Raw genomic sequence first — 15,058 nt, 5'->3', positions numbered from 1 at the left:
GTCAGGCCTTCTCGAGGTAGTCGGCCTGCTCGGTCTCGCGCAGGCGCTCGATCTGGGCGAGGAGCGCGGGGTGCTTCGCGAGGGACGGGTCGTCGGCGACGACCTGCTCGGCGACGGCACGGGCGTCGGCGATGACGTCCTCGTGGCGGATGACGGAGAGCAGCTTGAGCCCGGAGCGCTTCCCGGACTGGGAGGTGCCGAGCACGTCGCCCTCGCGGCGGTACTCCAGGTCGAGGCGGGAGAGCTCGAAGCCGTCGGTGGTGCCTGCGACCGCGGCGAGCCGCTCGCGGGCGGGGCTGCCGTCCTCGGCGTTGGTGACGAGCAGGCACAGCCCGGGGTGGCCGCCGCGGCCGACGCGGCCGCGCATCTGGTGGAGCTGGGAGACGCCGAACCGGTCGGCGTCGAGGATCACCATCGCCGTCGCGTTCCCGACGTCGACGCCGACCTCGATGACCGTCGTGGAGACGAGCACGTCGACCTCGCCCGCCGCGAAGGAGCGCATGATGCGGTCCTTGTCGTCGGGGGCGAGCCGACCGTGCATCTGCTCGATGCGGAGGCCGTGCAGCGGCCCGGCCTCCAGCATCGGCGCGACCTCGGCGACGGCCGCCAGGCTCGTGGCCGGCGCCTCGTCGGTGTCGGGCAGCTCCTCGTCGCCCTTCGCGGTGTCGTCGATGCGCGGGCAGACGACGTAGCACTGCCGGCCGCTGTCGACCTCCTCCCGCAGCCGCGCCCAGACCCGGTCGAACCAGGCGGGCTGGTCGCGCAGGGGCACGACGTTGGTCTGGATCGGCGCGCGGCCCTGGGGCAGCTCGGTGAGCGTCGAGGTCTCGAGGTCGCCGAACACCGTCATCGCCACGGTGCGCGGGATCGGCGTCGCGGTCATGACGAGGACGTGGGGCGGGGCGTCACCGGCCTTGTCGGTGAGCGCGGCGCGCTGCTCGACGCCGAAGCGGTGCTGCTCGTCGACGACCACGAGACCGAGGTCGAGGAACCTGACTTTGTCCTCCAGCAGCGCGTGGGTGCCGACGACGATGCCGGCGTTGCCGACCTGGATGTCGGAGAGCACCTCGCGCCGGGCCGTCGTGCCGGTCGAGCCGGTCAGCAGCGCGACCTGCGTGGCCTCGGCGTCGCCACCGAGCATCCCGCCCGCGGCGAGGTCGCCGAGCATCGCGGTGATCGAGCGGGCGTGCTGCTGGGCGAGCACCTCGGTGGGGGCGAGCAGGGCGGCCTGGCCGCCGGAGTCGACCACGCGCAGCATGGCACGCAGCGCGACGACGGTCTTGCCGGAGCCGACCTCGCCCTGCAGCAGCCGGTGCATCGGGTGGCCGGCGGCCAGGTCGTGCAGGACCTCCTCGGACACCGCCTGCTGGCCGGCGGTGAGCGTGAACGGCAGCCGCTCGTCGAACCGGTCGAGCAGCCCCTCGTCGCGACCCGTGCGCGGCGTGGCGTCGAGCGCCTCGAGCGACGCCCGCCGCTGCGCGAGGGCGGTCTGGGTGACGAAGGCCTCGTCGAAGCGCAGCCGCTTCTCCGCCGCGCCCTTCTGCTCCCAGCTGTCGGGCCGGTGGATCCACTCCAGCGCCTGCCGCGCCTCGAGCAGGCCGTGCTCCCGCCGTACCGCGTCGGGAAGGACGTCGGGTACCTCGACGAGCATCTCGAGGGCGAGCTTGATCGCCTCCTCGAGCTGCCAGGACTGCACCGTCGACGTGGCGGGGTAGATCGTGAGGAGGTCCGGCATGGACTCGAACTCGGCCAGCGCGGCGTCAGCCTGATCCTCGTCGCCGGCGCCGAAGATCTTGGTCTGCGGGTTGGCCAGCTGCCAGTCGTCGCGGAACCGGCCGACCTTGCCGGAGAACAGCCCGGTGGTGCCCTCGACGATCGTCTTGGCGCGCCACTCGGCGAGGTGCTTCTTCTTGTCGAAGAAGGTGAGCGCGAGCCGGTCGCGCTCGGTCGCGACGACGACCTCGAGGCGGTAGGCCATGCCGCCGCGGCGGCGGTCGGGGTAGCTCTTGAGCGTGGACTTCACCACCCGCGCCACGAAGGTGATGTGCTCGTCGAGGGTGAGGTGGCCGAGGTCGCTGACCGCGCCCTTGTCGACGTACCGGCGTGGGTAGTGGCCGAGCAGCTCGCCGACGGTGCGGTAGCCGAAGGCCTTCTCGATCTTGCTCGCCGAGGAGCCCGCGACGGCGGAGAGCTTGGAGTCCCAGGTGACGCCGGTGGCCATCAGTGCACGCCCCTCACTCGACGCCGATCAGCAACGGGTAGCGGTCCTGGCCGCCCTCGTAGACGACGACGTCGACCATCGGGCGGGTGCGGGCGAGGTAGTCGGCGGTGCGCTCGGCCAGGTCGGTGCCGTCCTGTCCGGCGACGAGCGTGACGAGCTCGCCGCCACCGCCGAGGAGCCGCTCGACGACGTCGACGGCGACGGCGGTGAGGTCGTCTCCCACCACGACGAAGTCGCCCTCGACAGCACCGAGCACGTCGCCCGGCTCGCACGGCCCGGCCATGGTGATCGCCCGGCGGGCCGCGACCGTGACCGCGCCGTTGCGGGCGTGCCGGGCCGCGGCGGTCATCTCGAGGACGTCCTGCTCGAAGGTCCGGCCCGGCTCGTGGACGGCGAGCGCGGCGAGGCCCTGGACCTGGGCGCTGGTCGGGATGACCGCGACGCGCACGTCGAGCTCGTCCCGGGCGGTCTGGGCGGCGGCCTCGGCGGCGGCCACGCTGTCGCGGTCGTTGGGCAGCACCACGACCTCCGCTCCCCCGCAGCCGCTGAGCGCCTCGAGCACCTGCCCGGTCGACGGTCGACGGCCGGGACCGCCGGGGACGACGGTCGCGCCGGCCTCGGCGAAGAGCCGCCCGAGCCCGTCACCGGCGGCGACCACGACGACGCGGCGGCCGGTGCGGCGGGCGCCGGCGCGAGCGGCCCGGGCGCCGACCTGCTCGGCGAAGTGGGTGACCCGGATGCGGTGCGGCCGCCCGGCGACGATCCCGGCCTCGACGGCGGCGCCGACGTCGTCGACGTGCACGTGGACGTTCCAGAGGCCGTCGCCACCGACCACGACGAGCGAGTCCCCGAGCGGGCCGAGCGTGGCGCGGAGCTCGGGGACGCGGTCGTCGTCGGCGTCGAGGAGGTACATCACCTCGTAGGCCGGCCCCTCCTCGGTGAGGTCGCCCGTGGGCAGCGGCACCGGGATGGTGTGGGTGCCGATCCGGACGTCGGCGGTGACCGGCCGCTTGCCCGTCACCGTCGTCTCGGCGGCGTCGAGCACGACGCACAGCCCGCGGCCGCCGGCGTCGACGACCCCGGCGTCGCGAAGGGTCTGGAGCTGGTCGGGGGTGCGCAGCAGCGCCTCGCGGGCGGCCGCGGCGGCGGCCCGGATCACGTGGCCGAGCCGGTGCCGCTCGTCGGCGGCCGAGGCCGTCGCCGCCTCGGCAGCGGCGCGCGCGACGGTGAGGATGGTGCCCTCGACCGGGTTGCCCACGGCGGCGTACGCGGCCTCGCTCGCGGCCGTCATCCCCTCGGCGAACACGACCGCGGCGCGCTCGTCCGGCTTCGCCTCGGCCATCCTCTTGCAGTGGGCTCCGACGAGCTGGGAGAAGATCACGCCGGAGTTGCCGCGAGCGCCGAGGAGCGCCCCCCGGGCGAAACCGGCCAGTGCCGCGACGAGGTCCCCGTCGGGTGCGGCGTCGAGCAGCCCCTCGCGGGCCGACTCGAAGGTGAGGAACAGGTTGGTGCCGGTGTCGCCGTCGGGCACCGGGTAGACGTTGAGCGCGTCGATCTCCTCGCGCGCGTCGGCCAGCGCGGCCAGCGCGACGTCGGTGAACCGGCGAAGGGTGGGCAGGTCGATCGCCGCCAGGGTGTCGGGGCCAGGTCCGACCACACACACCTCCCGGTTGGCTCGATTCGAGCGGTCAGGGTAGCGTCCCGCTCCCCGCCGACCGCGCTGTGCTCGCGCACGGCGCCGTCGCCGATTAGGAGCGACGCGACGGGATCGGATACTCTTGTGCGGTTGCCCGCTGAGACGCGGGCACTGCGTCGTACGAAACCCTAGCTATCCCCAGGAGTTCACGGTGGCTGCCGTCTGTGACATCTGCGCCAAGCGCCCGGGCTTCGGCCACAACCGGCCGTGGTCGCGCAAGATCACGAAGCGTCGCTTCAACCCCAACATCCAGCGCGTCCGCGCGACGGTGAACGGTGCCCCGAAGCGCCTCAACGTGTGCACCGGCTGCCTGAAGGCCGGCAAGGTCTCCCGCTGACCTGCCGACCCGGCTGACGCAGCCACGATCGAAGCCGCCCCTCGGGGCGGCTTTCGTCGTTCCTGGGCCCGCCGACCCGGCTCGAACCTCCCGTCCAGACCCGCCGACACGGCTCGAAACTCCCTCGGACTGACAAAGCCGCTCGCGTGACCCTGGGTTGGTGGGGTCGTCGACACGGCGCTTGCCGCCCCCTCCGCCGCTTCGCTCCCCCGGCGGCGCCAACCGCCGGGTCGACTCCGCCTCATTTCCTCGCTGCGCTCAGAAATGAGTGTGGCCGGCGGGGCCCTCGTACGTCGCGCCGTCGACCGTCACGCCCTCGCCCTGGGCCACGGTGCCGATCGCGACCCAGCCGTCGGGCAGGGCGGTGCCGGCGGGGAACGTCGCGGCCAGCGGGTGGTCGTCGCCGCCGCCGAGGATGAACCGCATCGGGTCCGCGCCGAGGGCGGCGCCGACGGCCTGGAGCGGCTCCGCCAGCTCGAACGCGCTCGTCGTGATGTCGATGGCGACGCCGCTGGCGGCCGCGAGGTGGCCGACGTCGGCGACGAGGCCGTCGGAGACGTCGATCATCGCGGTGGCGCCGGCCATCCGGGCCTGCGGCCCCGCGTCGTACGGCGGCTCGGGGCGGCGGTAGGCGTCCACGAGCTTGCGGGGCGAGCGGAAGCCGCGGCCCAGGACGGCGAGCCCGCCGGCGGCCCAGCCCTGCCGGCCGGCGAGCGCGAGGACGTCGCCCGGCTGCGCGCCGGAGCGGCGGACGGGCTCGCCGTCGACGTACCCCAGCACGGTCACCGCGACCACGACCTGGTCGGCGGAGGTGAGGTCGCCGCCGACGACGCTGGCGCCGACGAGCGCGGCCTCGTCCGCGATCCCGTCGGCGAGGCCGAGGGCCCAGACGGCGGGCAGGTCGGGCGGCGCCGCGAGACCGATGGTGAGGGCGGTCGCGACGCCGCCCATCGCGTTGAGGTCGGAGAGGTTGGCGGCCGCGACCCGGTGGCCGATGTCCTCGGCCTCGGCCCAGTCCCGGCGGAAGTGCCGGCCTTCGACGAGCACGTCGGTCGACACGACGACCCGGCCCGTCGGCACCGCCACGACGGCCGCGTCGTCGCCGGGACCGATCAGCACGTGCTCGCCCTGGGCGAAGCGGCGGGCCAGCTCGGCGATGAGCCCGAACTCCCCGAGGTCGGCCAGGGTGGTGGTCGCGGTGATCGCCGGCGTGCTCATGCCGGCCATTCAAACGGATGGGTCTCGTGCCTGGTTACGGGAGGGCGCGACCGCACGATAGGTTGGGCGCGCAAAGCGTCCCGACCGTCGAGACCCCCAGGAGACCAGCATGGTGGTTCAGGCCTACATCTTGATCCAGACCGACGTCGGCAAGGCCGCCGAGGTCGCCGCCGAGATCGCCGAGGTGAAGGGCGTGACGATGGCCGAGGACGTCACCGGGCCGTACGACGTGATCGTCCGCGCCGAGGCGCGCAACGTCGACGAGCTGGGCAAGCTGGTCGTGGCCAAGGTGCAGAACATCAGCGGCATCACCCGCACGCTCACGTGCCCGGTCGTGCACATCTGACGTTCACGTCGCACCGCAGCACCACCCCGCACATGCCTCGACGGCGCCCCGTTCGCACGAACGCGGGCGCCGTCGCCTGTCTCGCCCTCCTCACCTCCGGCTGTACGGCGGGTGCGGTCGACGTCGCGCGCACCGACCCGGGCGACGACGCCGCGGCCTGCGAGCGGCTCGTCGACGCGCTGCCGCAGACGCTGGCCGACCTGGAGCGGCGCGACGTCGACGACGCGGCCGCCACGACGGCGGCCGCCTGGGGCGACCCGCCGATCGTGCTGCGCTGCGGGGTCGGCGAGCCGGCGTCGTTCGACGCGCTCTCGTCCTGCCAGATCACCAACGGCGTGGCCTGGTACATCCCCGACGAGCAGATCACCGGCCGGGCCGTCGACATCACGATGACCACGATCGGCCGTGAGCCGGGCGTCGAGGTCCGGATCCCGGCCGACTACTTCCCGCCGGCCGCGACGATGGTCGGTCTGGCCGCCCCGCTCACGGAGCACACCGAGAAGGTCGAGCGCTGCGGGTAGCGGTCAGCGCAGGCCGGTGTCGCGGTGCAGCGCGAGCTGCACCAACCGGTCGACGAGCGCCGGGTAGTCGAGCCCGGAGGCGGCCCACATCCGCGGGAACATCGACGACGGCGTGAACCCCGGCATGGTGTTGATCTCGTTGATCACCAGCCGCTCGTCGGGCAGCAGGAAGAAGTCGACGCGGGCCAGTCCCTCGCAGGACAGCGCCTCGAAGGCGCGGGCGGAGATCTCGCGCACCTGGTCGGAGATCGCCTCCGGGATGTCGGCCGGCACGTCGAGCCGGGTGTGCTCCTCGGGCAGGTACTTCGCGGCGAAGTCGTAGAACTCGTGGTCGCCACCGATGCTGATCTCCGCGACCACGCTGGTGTCGGGAGGGTTCGTGCCGAAGCCCTGGATGACGCCGCACTCGATCTCGCGACCGCCCTCGGCCGCCACCTCGACGAGGACCTTGGGGTCGTGCCGTCGGGCCTCGGCGACGGCCGCGTCGAGCTCGCTCGCGTCGTGCACCTTGCTGATCCCGATGCTGGACCCGCCCCGGCACGGCTTCACGAACACCGGGTACCCGATCGCGTCCACCGACTCGTGGCACGCCGGACGGTCCTGCTCCCACTCGCGTGCGGTGATCACGGTGTAGGGCAGCACGGGCAGGCCCTGCGCCTGGAAGACGATCTTCATGTAGTGCTTGTCCATGCCGACGGCCGACGCGAGCACGCCGGCACCGACGTAGCGCACACCCGCCATCTCCAGCAGGCCCTGGATCGTGCCGTCCTCACCCCACGGGCCGTGCAGCAGCGGGAACACGACGTCGACCTCGCCCAGCGTGCGCGGCACCGAGGCCGGCTCGTGCACGACCAGCTCGCTCGACCGCTCGGCGTTGGCGAGCGCGACCGTCGCCCGCGACGCATCGACCTCGGGCAGCTTGTCGGCCGACGTGATCGCGAGCCGCTCGGGGTCGGACGACTCCAGCACCCAGCGGCCCTCGTGCGTGATGCCGACCGGGACGACGTCGTACCGCTCGGTGTCGATCGCCTTGAGCACGCTGCCGGCCGTCGAGCAGGACACCGCGTGCTCGTTGGAGCGGCCGCCGAACACCACCGCGATGCGGGGCTTGCGGGTGGTCTCGCGCTGCTCGTCCATGGTTGGCGACCCTACCCGCCGCCGTTCCCGGCGCTCGTAGGGTGGAGGCATGTCCGAGCCCCACTCCCCCGCCGCCCGCGCGCTCCGCCCCGGCACGGTCGCCGTCACCGCAGGCCGTCCGCCGCACGAGGCGGACAACCCGCTGAACGCGCCGATCACGATGGCCTCGACGTACGTCGCCGGCGGCGCGACCGAGTACGGCCGCTACGGCAACCCGACCTGGGCGGCCTTCGAGGAGGCGCTCGGGGCGCTGGAGGGCGGCCGCGCGCTGGCGTTCTCCTCCGGGCTCGCCGCCGTCTCCACGCTGCTCGACCTGGTCGGCAGCGGCCAGAAGGTCGTCGCGCCCCGGCACGCCTACCTCGGCAGCATCCACCAGATGGCCGACCTGGAGGCCCGCGGCCGGATCACCGCCGAGCTCGTGGACGTGACCGACACCGAGTCAGTGGTCAAGGCCTGCGCCGACGCCGCGCTGGTGTGGATCGAGTCGCCGACCAACCCGGCGCTCGAGGTGGCCGACATCCCCGCGATCGTCGCTGCCGCCCACGAGGCCGGCGCGTACGTCGTCGTCGACAACACCTTCGCCACTCCCCTGCTGCAGCAGCCGCTGTCGCTCGACGCCGACGTGGTGCTGCACTCGGCGACGAAGTTCATCTCCGGCCACAGCGACGTGCTGCTCGGCGCCGTCGTGACCCAGGACGACGAGCTGTACGACGTGCTCAAGAAGCGCCGCGACACGATCGGCGCGACGCCAGGGACGCTCGAGGCGTGGCTGGCGCTGCGCGGGCTGCGCACGCTGCACGTCCGGCTGGAGCGCGCCCAGGCCAACGCGCAGGAGCTGGTCCGCCGGCTCCAGGAGCACGGCGCCGTGGGCGAGGTGCGCTACCCCGGCTTCGGCGCGATCATCTCGATCGTGCTGGCCGGTGGCGCGATCGCCGCCGACCTGCTGACCCACAAGACCACGCTGTGGGTGCACGCCACCAGCCTCGGCAGCGTGGAGTCGACGTTCGAGCGGCGCCGGCGCTGGAAGTCCGAGCCGGCCACGATCCCCGACGGCCTGGTGCGGATGTCGGTCGGCATCGAGGACGTCGACGACCTGTGGGACGACCTGGCCGCCGCGCTCGACGACCTCACCACCTGAGCGCCGCGCGCGACGCGGGCACGTGCCTCAGTCGCGCTCGTGCTTGGCTTCCTTGCTGATCAGCGCGGTCAGCATCTCGGCCGCCGTCATCTCGCCCTCGACGACGGCGTGCACGGCCTCGACGATCGGGGCGTACACGTCCACGCTGCGGGCCAGGTCGAGCAGCGACGAGCACGACTTCACGCCCTCGGCGACCTGCCGCGTCGACGCGGTGATCTCCGCGGTCGTCATGCCCTGGCCGAGCTTCTCGCCGAACGTCCGGTTGCGCGACAGCGGTGACGAGCAGGTGGCGACGAGGTCGCCGAGACCGGCCAGCCCCATCAGCGTCATCGGGTCGGCGCCGAACTGCTCCGACAACCGGGCGGTCTCGGCGAGACCCCGGGTGATCACCGACGCGGTCGTGTTGTCGCCGAAGCCGAGCCCGACGGCCATGCCGACCGCGAGACCGATGACGTTCTTGTAGGCACCCCCGAGCTCGCAGCCGATCACGTCGGTGCTGGAGTACGGCCGGAACGTCGACGAGTGGCACATCGCCCGCAGCCGCGTGACGTTGTGCTCGTCGCCGCAGGCGACCACGCTCGCCGCCGGCTCGCGCATCGCGATCTCCTTGGCGAGGTTGGGGCCGCTGACCACACCGACCCGGGCGAGGTCGGCGCCGGTCTCCTCGACGATGACCTCGCTCATCCGCTTGAGCGAGCCGAGCTCGACACCCTTCATCAGCGACACCAGCAGCGCGTCGGGCGGGATCAGGTCGACCCAGTCGCGGAGGTTCTCGCGGAACGTCTGCGACGGCACCACGAAGAACACACCCTCGGCGCCGGCCAGCGCCTCCGCCGGGTCGTGCGTGGCGCGGATCGACTCCGGCAGCTCGACGCCCGGCAGGTAGTCGGTGTTCTCGTGCTTGTCGTTGATCGTCGCGCAGAGATCCTCACGTCGGGCCCAGAGCGTGACGTCGTTGCCGGCGTCGGCGAGCACGATGGAGAACGCCGTACCCCACGAGCCCGAGCCCATCACGGCGACCTTGGTCATCAGCGCTCTCCGTTCCGGCGCGAACGCCGCTTGGCCGGGTCGTTGGGGTTGCCGATCTCCCGCACACCGCGCCTGCGCGGGTCGAACCGCTCGGCGGGCGCCTTCTCGCCGCGGATGTCCTCGAGCTCCTTGGTGATCGCGTCGAGGATCCGGTCGGTGGCCCGGCGCAGCACGTCGGGGGTCAGCTTCTGGCCGCGCAGGTCGTCGAGGTCGACCGGGTCACCGGCCTTCACTGTGATCGTCTTGCGGGGGAACAGCCGCGGCTTCTTCGCGTACGGCGCCAGCACGTCCTGCGGCCCCCACTGGGCGACCGGGATCACGTCGACGCCGGCGGTGAGGGCGATCCGCGCCGCACCGGTCTTGCCGGTCATCGGCCACAGGTCGGGCTCGCGGGTGATAGTCCCCTCGGGATAGACCACGACGCACTTGCCGTCCTGGACCGCCTCGACCGCCGCGTTGAACGCCTTCTGTGCGTCGGTGGTCAGCCGGTAGACAGGGATCTGGCCGGTCGCCCGGATCAGCCTGCCGAGGACCGGGATGTCGAACACCTCGGCCTTGGCCAGGAACCGGACCAGCCGGCCGTGGCCGTAGAGGAAGTGCGCGAACGTGAACGGGTCGATGTGCGACACGTGGTTGCTCGCCACGACACAGCCGCCCCGGGCAGGGATCTTCATCCCGTCGATCCAGCGTTGCCGGGTGATCAGCCGGAGCAGCGGCTCGACCAGCGCCACGCAGAAGCCGAACGCGAGACCGCGCCGCTCCTGGAGCTTGCGGGGGTAGGACAACGCGGACCCTGCTTCCTTCCGGTGTGACGAGCGACCGTTCGGGCTGAGGTTACTCGCCGGGAGGCCCCACGCGCGCACCCGCGTGCACCTGACAGGATCGCGTGGTGCGCTTCGGTGTCGTCGTCCCCGTCAAGCCGCCGAAGATCGCCAAGTCGCGGCTCGGCGGGCTGGGCGAGGACGTCCGCCAGGAGCTGGCCGCCGCGTTCGCCGCCGACACCGTCGCCGCGGCCCTGGCGTCCTCGTCCGTCGACGTCGTCCTCGCCGTCACCGACGACCACCGGCTGGCGGCCGAGCTCCGCGACCTGGGGGCCGAGGTGATGCCGGACGTCGCGGTCGACGACCTCAACGCCTCGCTGCTGCAGGCCGTCGCCGAGCTGGTACGGCGGGCTCCGGGCCTTCGCCCGGCGGCGATCTGCGCGGACCTGCCGGCGCTTCGTCCGGCCGAGCTCGACCGGGCGCTGGCGGCGACGCTGCCGCACGACCTGGCGTTCGTCGCGGACGCCGACGGCATCGGCACGACGCTGCTCTCGGCGGCCGCGCGCCCCGACTTCCGGCCGGGCTTCGGCCCCGGGTCTCGCCTGGTGCACCTCGACCACGGCGCCGTCGAGGTCGGGGTCGACGACATCGACAGCGTGCGGCGCGACGTCGACACCCCGCGCGACCTCGCCGCCGCCCTGCGGCTCGGTATCGGCCCGCGCACGTCGTACGTCACCGCCGAGCTGTTCTGAGGGCTGCCGGCGACGGCTACGCTCGGCGCATGCAGGCCACGGTCTCCCGCTTCGACCACGAGACACGCGACGGCGACGTGCTGCTCGACGACGGGCTCGAGCTGCCGTTCCCGCCCTCGGCGCTGGACGGCACCGGGCTGCGGATGCTCCGCCCCGGGCAGCGCGTGCGCATCGAGCGCGACGACGCCGGTGCCGTGACCAGCCTGCAGATCCTCACGCTGGCGTAGCCGGACAGCGCGTTCCTCAACGCGGAAGACAGAGCGACGGGCCGCCCCCGGAGGGACGGCCCGTCGTCGTGCTGCTGGGTGACCGGGCGGGTCAAGCCTTCTTCGCGGTCTTCTTCGCCGTGGTCTTCTTGGCCGGAGCCTTCTTCGCCGGAGCCTTCTTCGCCGGGGCCTTCTTCGCTGCCGCCTTCTTGGCGGGAGCCGCCTTCGTGGCCGTGGTCTTCTTCGCCGCGGTGGTCTTCTTCGCCGCGGTCTTCTTGGCCGGAGCCGCCTTCTTCGCGGTGGTCTTCTTCGCCGCCGGCGCCGCCTTCGTCGCCGTCTTCTTGGCCGGAGCCGCCTTCTTGGCGGTGCTGGCCGCGGTGGCGAGCGTGAGCTTCGGCAGCTTCTTCGCCCCGGAGACGACCGCCTTGAGGTCGGCACCCGCGGAGAACTTCGGGATCGCGGTCTTCTTCGCCTTGATGCGCTCGCCCGTGCGGGGGTTGCGCACCCAGCGCGCGTCGCGGACGCGCTTCTCGAAGGAACCGAAGCCGGTGATGGCGACCTTCTCGCCCTTGGCGACCTCACGCGTGATGGTGTCGATGACCGACTCCAGCGCGTGGGCGGCCTGCTTGCGGTTGCCCTCGAACCGCGCGGCGAGGGTGTCGATCAGCTGACTCTTGTTCACTTGCTTCCCTTTCGTGAACGTGGGGGGTCGAGCCCCATGCTCGACGTCTAACGGGAACGCTAAGCACAACAGCGGCGTCGAACAACGACCAAACACGCGTTTTCCCTTGTGTGTCGAGGAAAACTTGCGGTTTCGGCCGCTTCTGGAGGGTCAGGCCCTCAGAGCGTGGCGGGCTTCCAGTCCGGTCGCGTCGACTCGAACACGTCGATGTCGGCCTCGTGGGAGAGCGTGATGCCGATGTCGTCGAGCCCCTCGAGCAGCCGCCAGCGCGTGTAGTCGTCGATCTGGAACGGCGCCGTGATGGCAGCGGCCTGGATGGTGCGGGCCTCCAGGTCGACCACGATCTCCGTGGTCGGGTCGGCCTCGATCTGCTTCCACAGCTGCTCGACGACGTCCTGCGTCACCTGGGCCGCGACGAGCCCGGCCTTGCCGGAGTTGCCGCGGAAGATGTCGGCGAAGCGGCTGGAGATCACGACCTTGAAGCCGTAGTCCATCAGCGCCCACACCGCGTGCTCGCGCGACGAGCCGGTGCCGAAGTCGGGACCCGCGACCAGCACGGAGACGCCCTGGTGCTCGGGTCGGTTGAGCACGAACTCCGGGTCGTTGCGCCAGGCGCCGAACAGCCCGTCCTCGAAGCCGGTGCGCGTGACCCGCTTGAGGTACACGGCCGGGATGATCTGGTCGGTGTCGACGTTGCTGCGTCGCAGCGGCAGTCCGGTGCCGACGTGGCGGGTGAACTTCTCCATGTCCGTTGGTGCTCCTCGGTACGTCGGTCGGGTCAGGCCAGCGGCGGCAGGTCGTCGGGCGAGGCGAGCGTGCCGGTGACGGCGGTCGCTGCCGCGACGAGCGGCGACACCAGGTGGGTGCGCCCGCCCTTGCCCTGCCGGCCCTCGAAGTTGCGGTTGGACGTCGACGCGCTGCGCTCCTGCGGCGCGAGCTGGTCGGGGTTCATGCCCAGGCACATGGAGCAGCCGGCTCCGCGCCACTCGCCGCCGGCCTCCTTGAACACCACGTCGAGGCCCTCGTCCTCGGCCTGCAGCCGGACCCGCACCGATCCCGGGACGACGAGCAGGCGGGTGCCGTCGGCGACGTGGCGGCCCTTGATCACCTCGGCCGCGGCACGCAGGTCCTCGATCCGGCCGTTGGTGCACGAGCCGACGAAGACGGTGTCCACCTGGATGTCGCGCATCGGCGTGCCGGCGTCGAGACCCATGTACTCCAGGGCCTTCTCGGCCGCGACCTTGTCGCCCTCGTCCTCGAAGTCGGCGGGACCGGGCACGGCCGCACCGAGCGGGACGCCCTGGCCGGGGTTGGTGCCCCAGGTGACGAACGGCGTCATCGTCGACGCGTCGAGCACGATCTCGCGGTCGAACGTCGCGTCGTCGTCGGTGCGCAGGGACTTCCAGTGCTCGACGGCGGCGTCCCACGCCTCGCCCTTCGGCGCCTCGGGACGGCCCTCGATGTAGTCGAACGTCGTCTGGTCGGGCGCGATCATGCCGGCCTTGGCGCCCCACTCGATCGACATGTTGCAGATCGTCATCCGGGCCTCCATCGAGAGCTCCTCGATGGCCTGGCCGCGGTACTCCACGATGTAGCCCTGGCCGCCGCCGGTGCCGGTGTGCGCGATCAGCGTCAGCACGAGGTCCTTGGCCGTGACACCCGCCGGCAGCGATCCGTTGACCGTGACGGCCATCGTCCTCGGCCGGGCCTGCGGCAGCGTCTGGGTGGCGAGCACGTGCTCCACCTCCGACGTACCGATGCCGAACGCGATCGCGCCGAACGCACCGTGCGTCGAGGTGTGCGAGTCGCCGCACACGATCGTCATGCCGGGCTGGGTCAGGCCGAGCTGCGGGCCGACGACGTGCACGATGCCCTGCTCGACGTCGCCGAGCGGGTGCAGCCGGACGCCGAACTCCGCGGCGTTCTTGCGCAGCGTCTCGACCTGGGTGCGCGAGACCGGGTCGGCGATCGGCTTGTCGACGTCGAGGGTCGGGACGTTGTGGTCCTCGGTCGCCAGGGTCAGGTCGGGACGGCGCACCCGGCGGCCCGCGAGGCGGAGCCCCTCGAACGCCTGGGGCGAGGTGACCTCGTGGATGAGGTGGAGGTCGACGTACAGGAGGTCGGGCTCACCCTCCGCCGTCCGGACGACGTGCTCGTCCCACACCTTCTCCGACAGGGTCCTGCCCATCACCGCGCTCCTTCGTCAGCTGGTCCATCCGACTCATCGTGACACCGACCGTGACTTGCGATCCAGATTCCGAGACGGCATTATCAGCATATGGACAATTCCAGCGGAGTCGGCGTCCTGGACAAGGCCGCCCTCGTTCTCTCGGCGCTCGAGTCCGGACCGGCCACCCTGGCCGGCCTCGTCGCCGGCACCGGCCTGGCTCGTCCGACGGCTCACCGTCTGGCGGTCGCGCTGGAGCACCACCGTCTCGTGGCCCGCGACATGCAGGGCCGCTTCGTGCTCGGGCCGCGCCTGGCCGAGCTGTCCGCGGCCGCCGGCGAGGACCGGCTGCTCGCCGCGGCCGGACCCGTCCTCGCCCGGCTCCGTGACATCACGGGCGAGTCCGCGCAGCTGTGGCGCCGCCAGGGCGAGTACCGCGTCTGCGTCGCCGCCGCCGAGCGTCCGTCCGGGCTCCGCGACACGATCCCGGTCGGGTCGCAGCTGACCATGCGCGCCGGGTCGGCCGCGCAGGTGCTGCTGGCCTGGGAGGACCCCGAGCGCATGCACCGCGGCCTGCAGAACGCCGCCTTCTCCGCGACCGCGCTCTCCGGCATCCGCCGGCGCGGCTGGGCGCAGTCCGTCGGCGAGCGCGAGCAGGGCGTCGCGTCCGTGTCGGCGCCGGTCCGCTCCCCCAGCGGCAAGATCATCGCTGCCGTGTCGGTGTCGGGCCCGCTCGAGCGGCTCTCGCGCCAGCCCGGCCGGATGCACGCACCCGCGGTGCTCGCCGCGGCCGAGCGGCTCTCCGAGTCGCTGCGCCGCGCCGCCGAGTAGCCCCGAGCAGCGCCGC

At 72.6% G+C, this 15,058-nt stretch carries 16 protein-coding genes; 7 read left to right on the top strand and 9 right to left on the bottom strand.

Features of this window, described 5'->3' with window-relative positions; all coding sequences use genetic code 11:
• Position 1: 1 nt before the first annotated feature.
• Together recG and ETU37_RS09875 are read right to left on the bottom strand one after the other, a co-directional pair.
• Positions 2–2,221, bottom strand: a complete 2,220-nt coding sequence (recG, locus tag ETU37_RS09880; protein WP_129987088.1) for an ATP-dependent DNA helicase RecG — start codon at positions 2,219–2,221, stop codon at positions 2–4.
• A 13-nt stretch (positions 2,222–2,234) separates the two neighbouring features.
• Positions 2,235–3,878: a DAK2 domain-containing protein gene (locus ETU37_RS09875; protein WP_240755655.1), complete on the bottom strand. Its 1,644-nt coding sequence runs from the start codon at positions 3,876–3,878 to the stop codon at positions 2,235–2,237.
• A 190-nt stretch (positions 3,879–4,068) separates the two neighbouring features.
• Here ETU37_RS09875 and rpmB point away from each other — a divergent pair, with 190 nt between their 5' ends.
• The gene (gene rpmB / locus ETU37_RS09870; RefSeq protein WP_129987087.1) at positions 4,069–4,254 is read left to right on the top strand and encodes a 50S ribosomal protein L28; all 186 of its coding nucleotides are present in this window, start codon (positions 4,069–4,071) and stop codon (positions 4,252–4,254) included.
• A gap of 258 nt (positions 4,255–4,512) precedes the next feature.
• On the opposite strand, the gene ETU37_RS09865 is transcribed toward rpmB, so the two are convergent.
• Positions 4,513–5,472 (bottom strand): thiamine-phosphate kinase, encoded by a 960-nt coding sequence (locus ETU37_RS09865; RefSeq protein ID WP_129987086.1) that lies wholly within the window; start codon positions 5,470–5,472, stop codon positions 4,513–4,515.
• A gap of 109 nt (positions 5,473–5,581) precedes the next feature.
• On the opposite strand from ETU37_RS09865, the gene ETU37_RS09860 reads away from it, so the two are divergent.
• Positions 5,582–5,818 carry an Lrp/AsnC ligand binding domain-containing protein gene (locus tag ETU37_RS09860; protein WP_129987085.1) on the top strand — a complete coding sequence of 79 codons (237 nt, stop codon included), beginning with the start codon at positions 5,582–5,584 and terminating at the stop codon, positions 5,816–5,818.
• Positions 5,819–5,850: 32 nt separating this feature from the next.
• Complete coding sequence (locus ETU37_RS09855) at positions 5,851–6,339, top strand: DUF3515 domain-containing protein (RefSeq protein ID WP_129987084.1); 489 nt, start codon at positions 5,851–5,853, stop codon at positions 6,337–6,339.
• Between the two features lie 3 nt (positions 6,340–6,342).
• On the opposite strand, the gene ETU37_RS09850 is transcribed toward ETU37_RS09855, so the two are convergent.
• Positions 6,343–7,476: a D-alanine--D-alanine ligase family protein gene (locus ETU37_RS09850; RefSeq protein ID WP_129987083.1), complete on the bottom strand. Its 1,134-nt coding sequence runs from the start codon at positions 7,474–7,476 to the stop codon at positions 6,343–6,345.
• Positions 7,477–7,525: 49 nt separating this feature from the next.
• Here ETU37_RS09850 and ETU37_RS09845 point away from each other — a divergent pair, with 49 nt between their 5' ends.
• The gene (locus tag ETU37_RS09845; RefSeq protein WP_129987082.1) at positions 7,526–8,614 is read left to right on the top strand and encodes a trans-sulfuration enzyme family protein; all 1,089 of its coding nucleotides are present in this window, start codon (positions 7,526–7,528) and stop codon (positions 8,612–8,614) included.
• Positions 8,615–8,641: 27 nt separating this feature from the next.
• Here ETU37_RS09845 and ETU37_RS09840 read toward each other — a convergent pair whose 3' ends face one another.
• Positions 8,642–9,643, bottom strand: a complete 1,002-nt coding sequence (locus ETU37_RS09840) for an NAD(P)H-dependent glycerol-3-phosphate dehydrogenase (RefSeq protein ID WP_129987081.1) — start codon at positions 9,641–9,643, stop codon at positions 8,642–8,644.
• Positions 9,643–10,428 (bottom strand): lysophospholipid acyltransferase family protein, encoded by a 786-nt coding sequence (locus tag ETU37_RS09835; protein WP_240755654.1) that lies wholly within the window; start codon positions 10,426–10,428, stop codon positions 9,643–9,645. Before ETU37_RS09835 ends, ETU37_RS09840 begins: the two co-directional genes overlap by 1 nt.
• Positions 10,429–10,532: 104 nt before the next feature.
• On the opposite strand from ETU37_RS09835, the gene cofC reads away from it, so the two are divergent.
• Both cofC and ETU37_RS09825 read left to right on the top strand, forming a co-directional pair.
• Positions 10,533–11,156 (top strand): 2-phospho-L-lactate guanylyltransferase, encoded by a 624-nt coding sequence (cofC, locus tag ETU37_RS09830; RefSeq protein ID WP_129987080.1) that lies wholly within the window; start codon positions 10,533–10,535, stop codon positions 11,154–11,156.
• Positions 11,157–11,185: 29 nt separating this feature from the next.
• Positions 11,186–11,383 (top strand): cold-shock protein, encoded by a 198-nt coding sequence (locus ETU37_RS09825; protein ID WP_129987079.1) that lies wholly within the window; start codon positions 11,186–11,188, stop codon positions 11,381–11,383.
• Between the two features lie 91 nt (positions 11,384–11,474).
• Here ETU37_RS09825 and ETU37_RS09820 read toward each other — a convergent pair whose 3' ends face one another.
• The 3 genes from ETU37_RS09820 to leuC form a co-directional block, all read right to left on the bottom strand.
• Positions 11,475–12,044 (bottom strand): HU family DNA-binding protein, encoded by a 570-nt coding sequence (locus ETU37_RS09820; RefSeq protein WP_129987078.1) that lies wholly within the window; start codon positions 12,042–12,044, stop codon positions 11,475–11,477.
• 158 nt (positions 12,045–12,202) lie between these two features.
• Positions 12,203–12,790, bottom strand: coding sequence for a 3-isopropylmalate dehydratase small subunit (gene leuD, locus ETU37_RS09815; RefSeq protein ID WP_129987077.1), 588 nt, complete (start codon positions 12,788–12,790; stop codon positions 12,203–12,205).
• Positions 12,791–12,822: 32 nt separating this feature from the next.
• Complete coding sequence (gene leuC / locus ETU37_RS09810; protein ID WP_129987076.1) at positions 12,823–14,232, bottom strand: 3-isopropylmalate dehydratase large subunit; 1,410 nt, start codon at positions 14,230–14,232, stop codon at positions 12,823–12,825.
• Positions 14,233–14,322: 90 nt separating this feature from the next.
• On the opposite strand from leuC, the gene ETU37_RS09805 reads away from it, so the two are divergent.
• Entirely contained in the window at positions 14,323–15,042 is a 720-nt protein-coding gene (locus ETU37_RS09805) for an IclR family transcriptional regulator (RefSeq protein ID WP_129987075.1), read from the top strand.
• Positions 15,043–15,058: the final 16 nt, after the last annotated feature.

The sequence above is a fragment of the Nocardioides iriomotensis genome, from assembly GCF_004168035.1.
Classification (GTDB): domain Bacteria; phylum Actinomycetota; class Actinomycetes; order Propionibacteriales; family Nocardioidaceae; genus Nocardioides_B; species Nocardioides_B iriomotensis.
Note: the sequence above shows the minus strand (reverse complement) of the source record. Positions and strands in the feature narration are given on the sequence as shown.

Coding starts and splice junctions, on each gene's coding strand:
- recG (WP_129987088.1), bottom strand. CDS start 2,221: ATGGCCACCGGCGTCACCTGGGACTCCAAGCTCTCCGCCGTCGCGGGC.
- ETU37_RS09865 (WP_129987086.1), bottom strand. CDS start 5,472: ATGAGCACGCCGGCGATCACCGCGACCACCACCCTGGCCGACCTCGGG.
- ETU37_RS09860 (WP_129987085.1), top strand. CDS start 5,582: ATGGTGGTTCAGGCCTACATCTTGATCCAGACCGACGTCGGCAAGGCC.
- ETU37_RS09855 (WP_129987084.1), top strand. CDS start 5,851: ATGCCTCGACGGCGCCCCGTTCGCACGAACGCGGGCGCCGTCGCCTGT.
- ETU37_RS09850 (WP_129987083.1), bottom strand. CDS start 7,476: ATGGACGAGCAGCGCGAGACCACCCGCAAGCCCCGCATCGCGGTGGTG.
- ETU37_RS09845 (WP_129987082.1), top strand. CDS start 7,526: ATGTCCGAGCCCCACTCCCCCGCCGCCCGCGCGCTCCGCCCCGGCACG.
- ETU37_RS09840 (WP_129987081.1), bottom strand. CDS start 9,643: ATGACCAAGGTCGCCGTGATGGGCTCGGGCTCGTGGGGTACGGCGTTC.
- ETU37_RS09825 (WP_129987079.1), top strand. CDS start 11,186: ATGCAGGCCACGGTCTCCCGCTTCGACCACGAGACACGCGACGGCGAC.
- leuD (WP_129987077.1), bottom strand. CDS start 12,790: ATGGAGAAGTTCACCCGCCACGTCGGCACCGGACTGCCGCTGCGACGC.
- leuC (WP_129987076.1), bottom strand. CDS start 14,232: ATGGGCAGGACCCTGTCGGAGAAGGTGTGGGACGAGCACGTCGTCCGG.
- ETU37_RS09805 (WP_129987075.1), top strand. CDS start 14,323: ATGGACAATTCCAGCGGAGTCGGCGTCCTGGACAAGGCCGCCCTCGTT.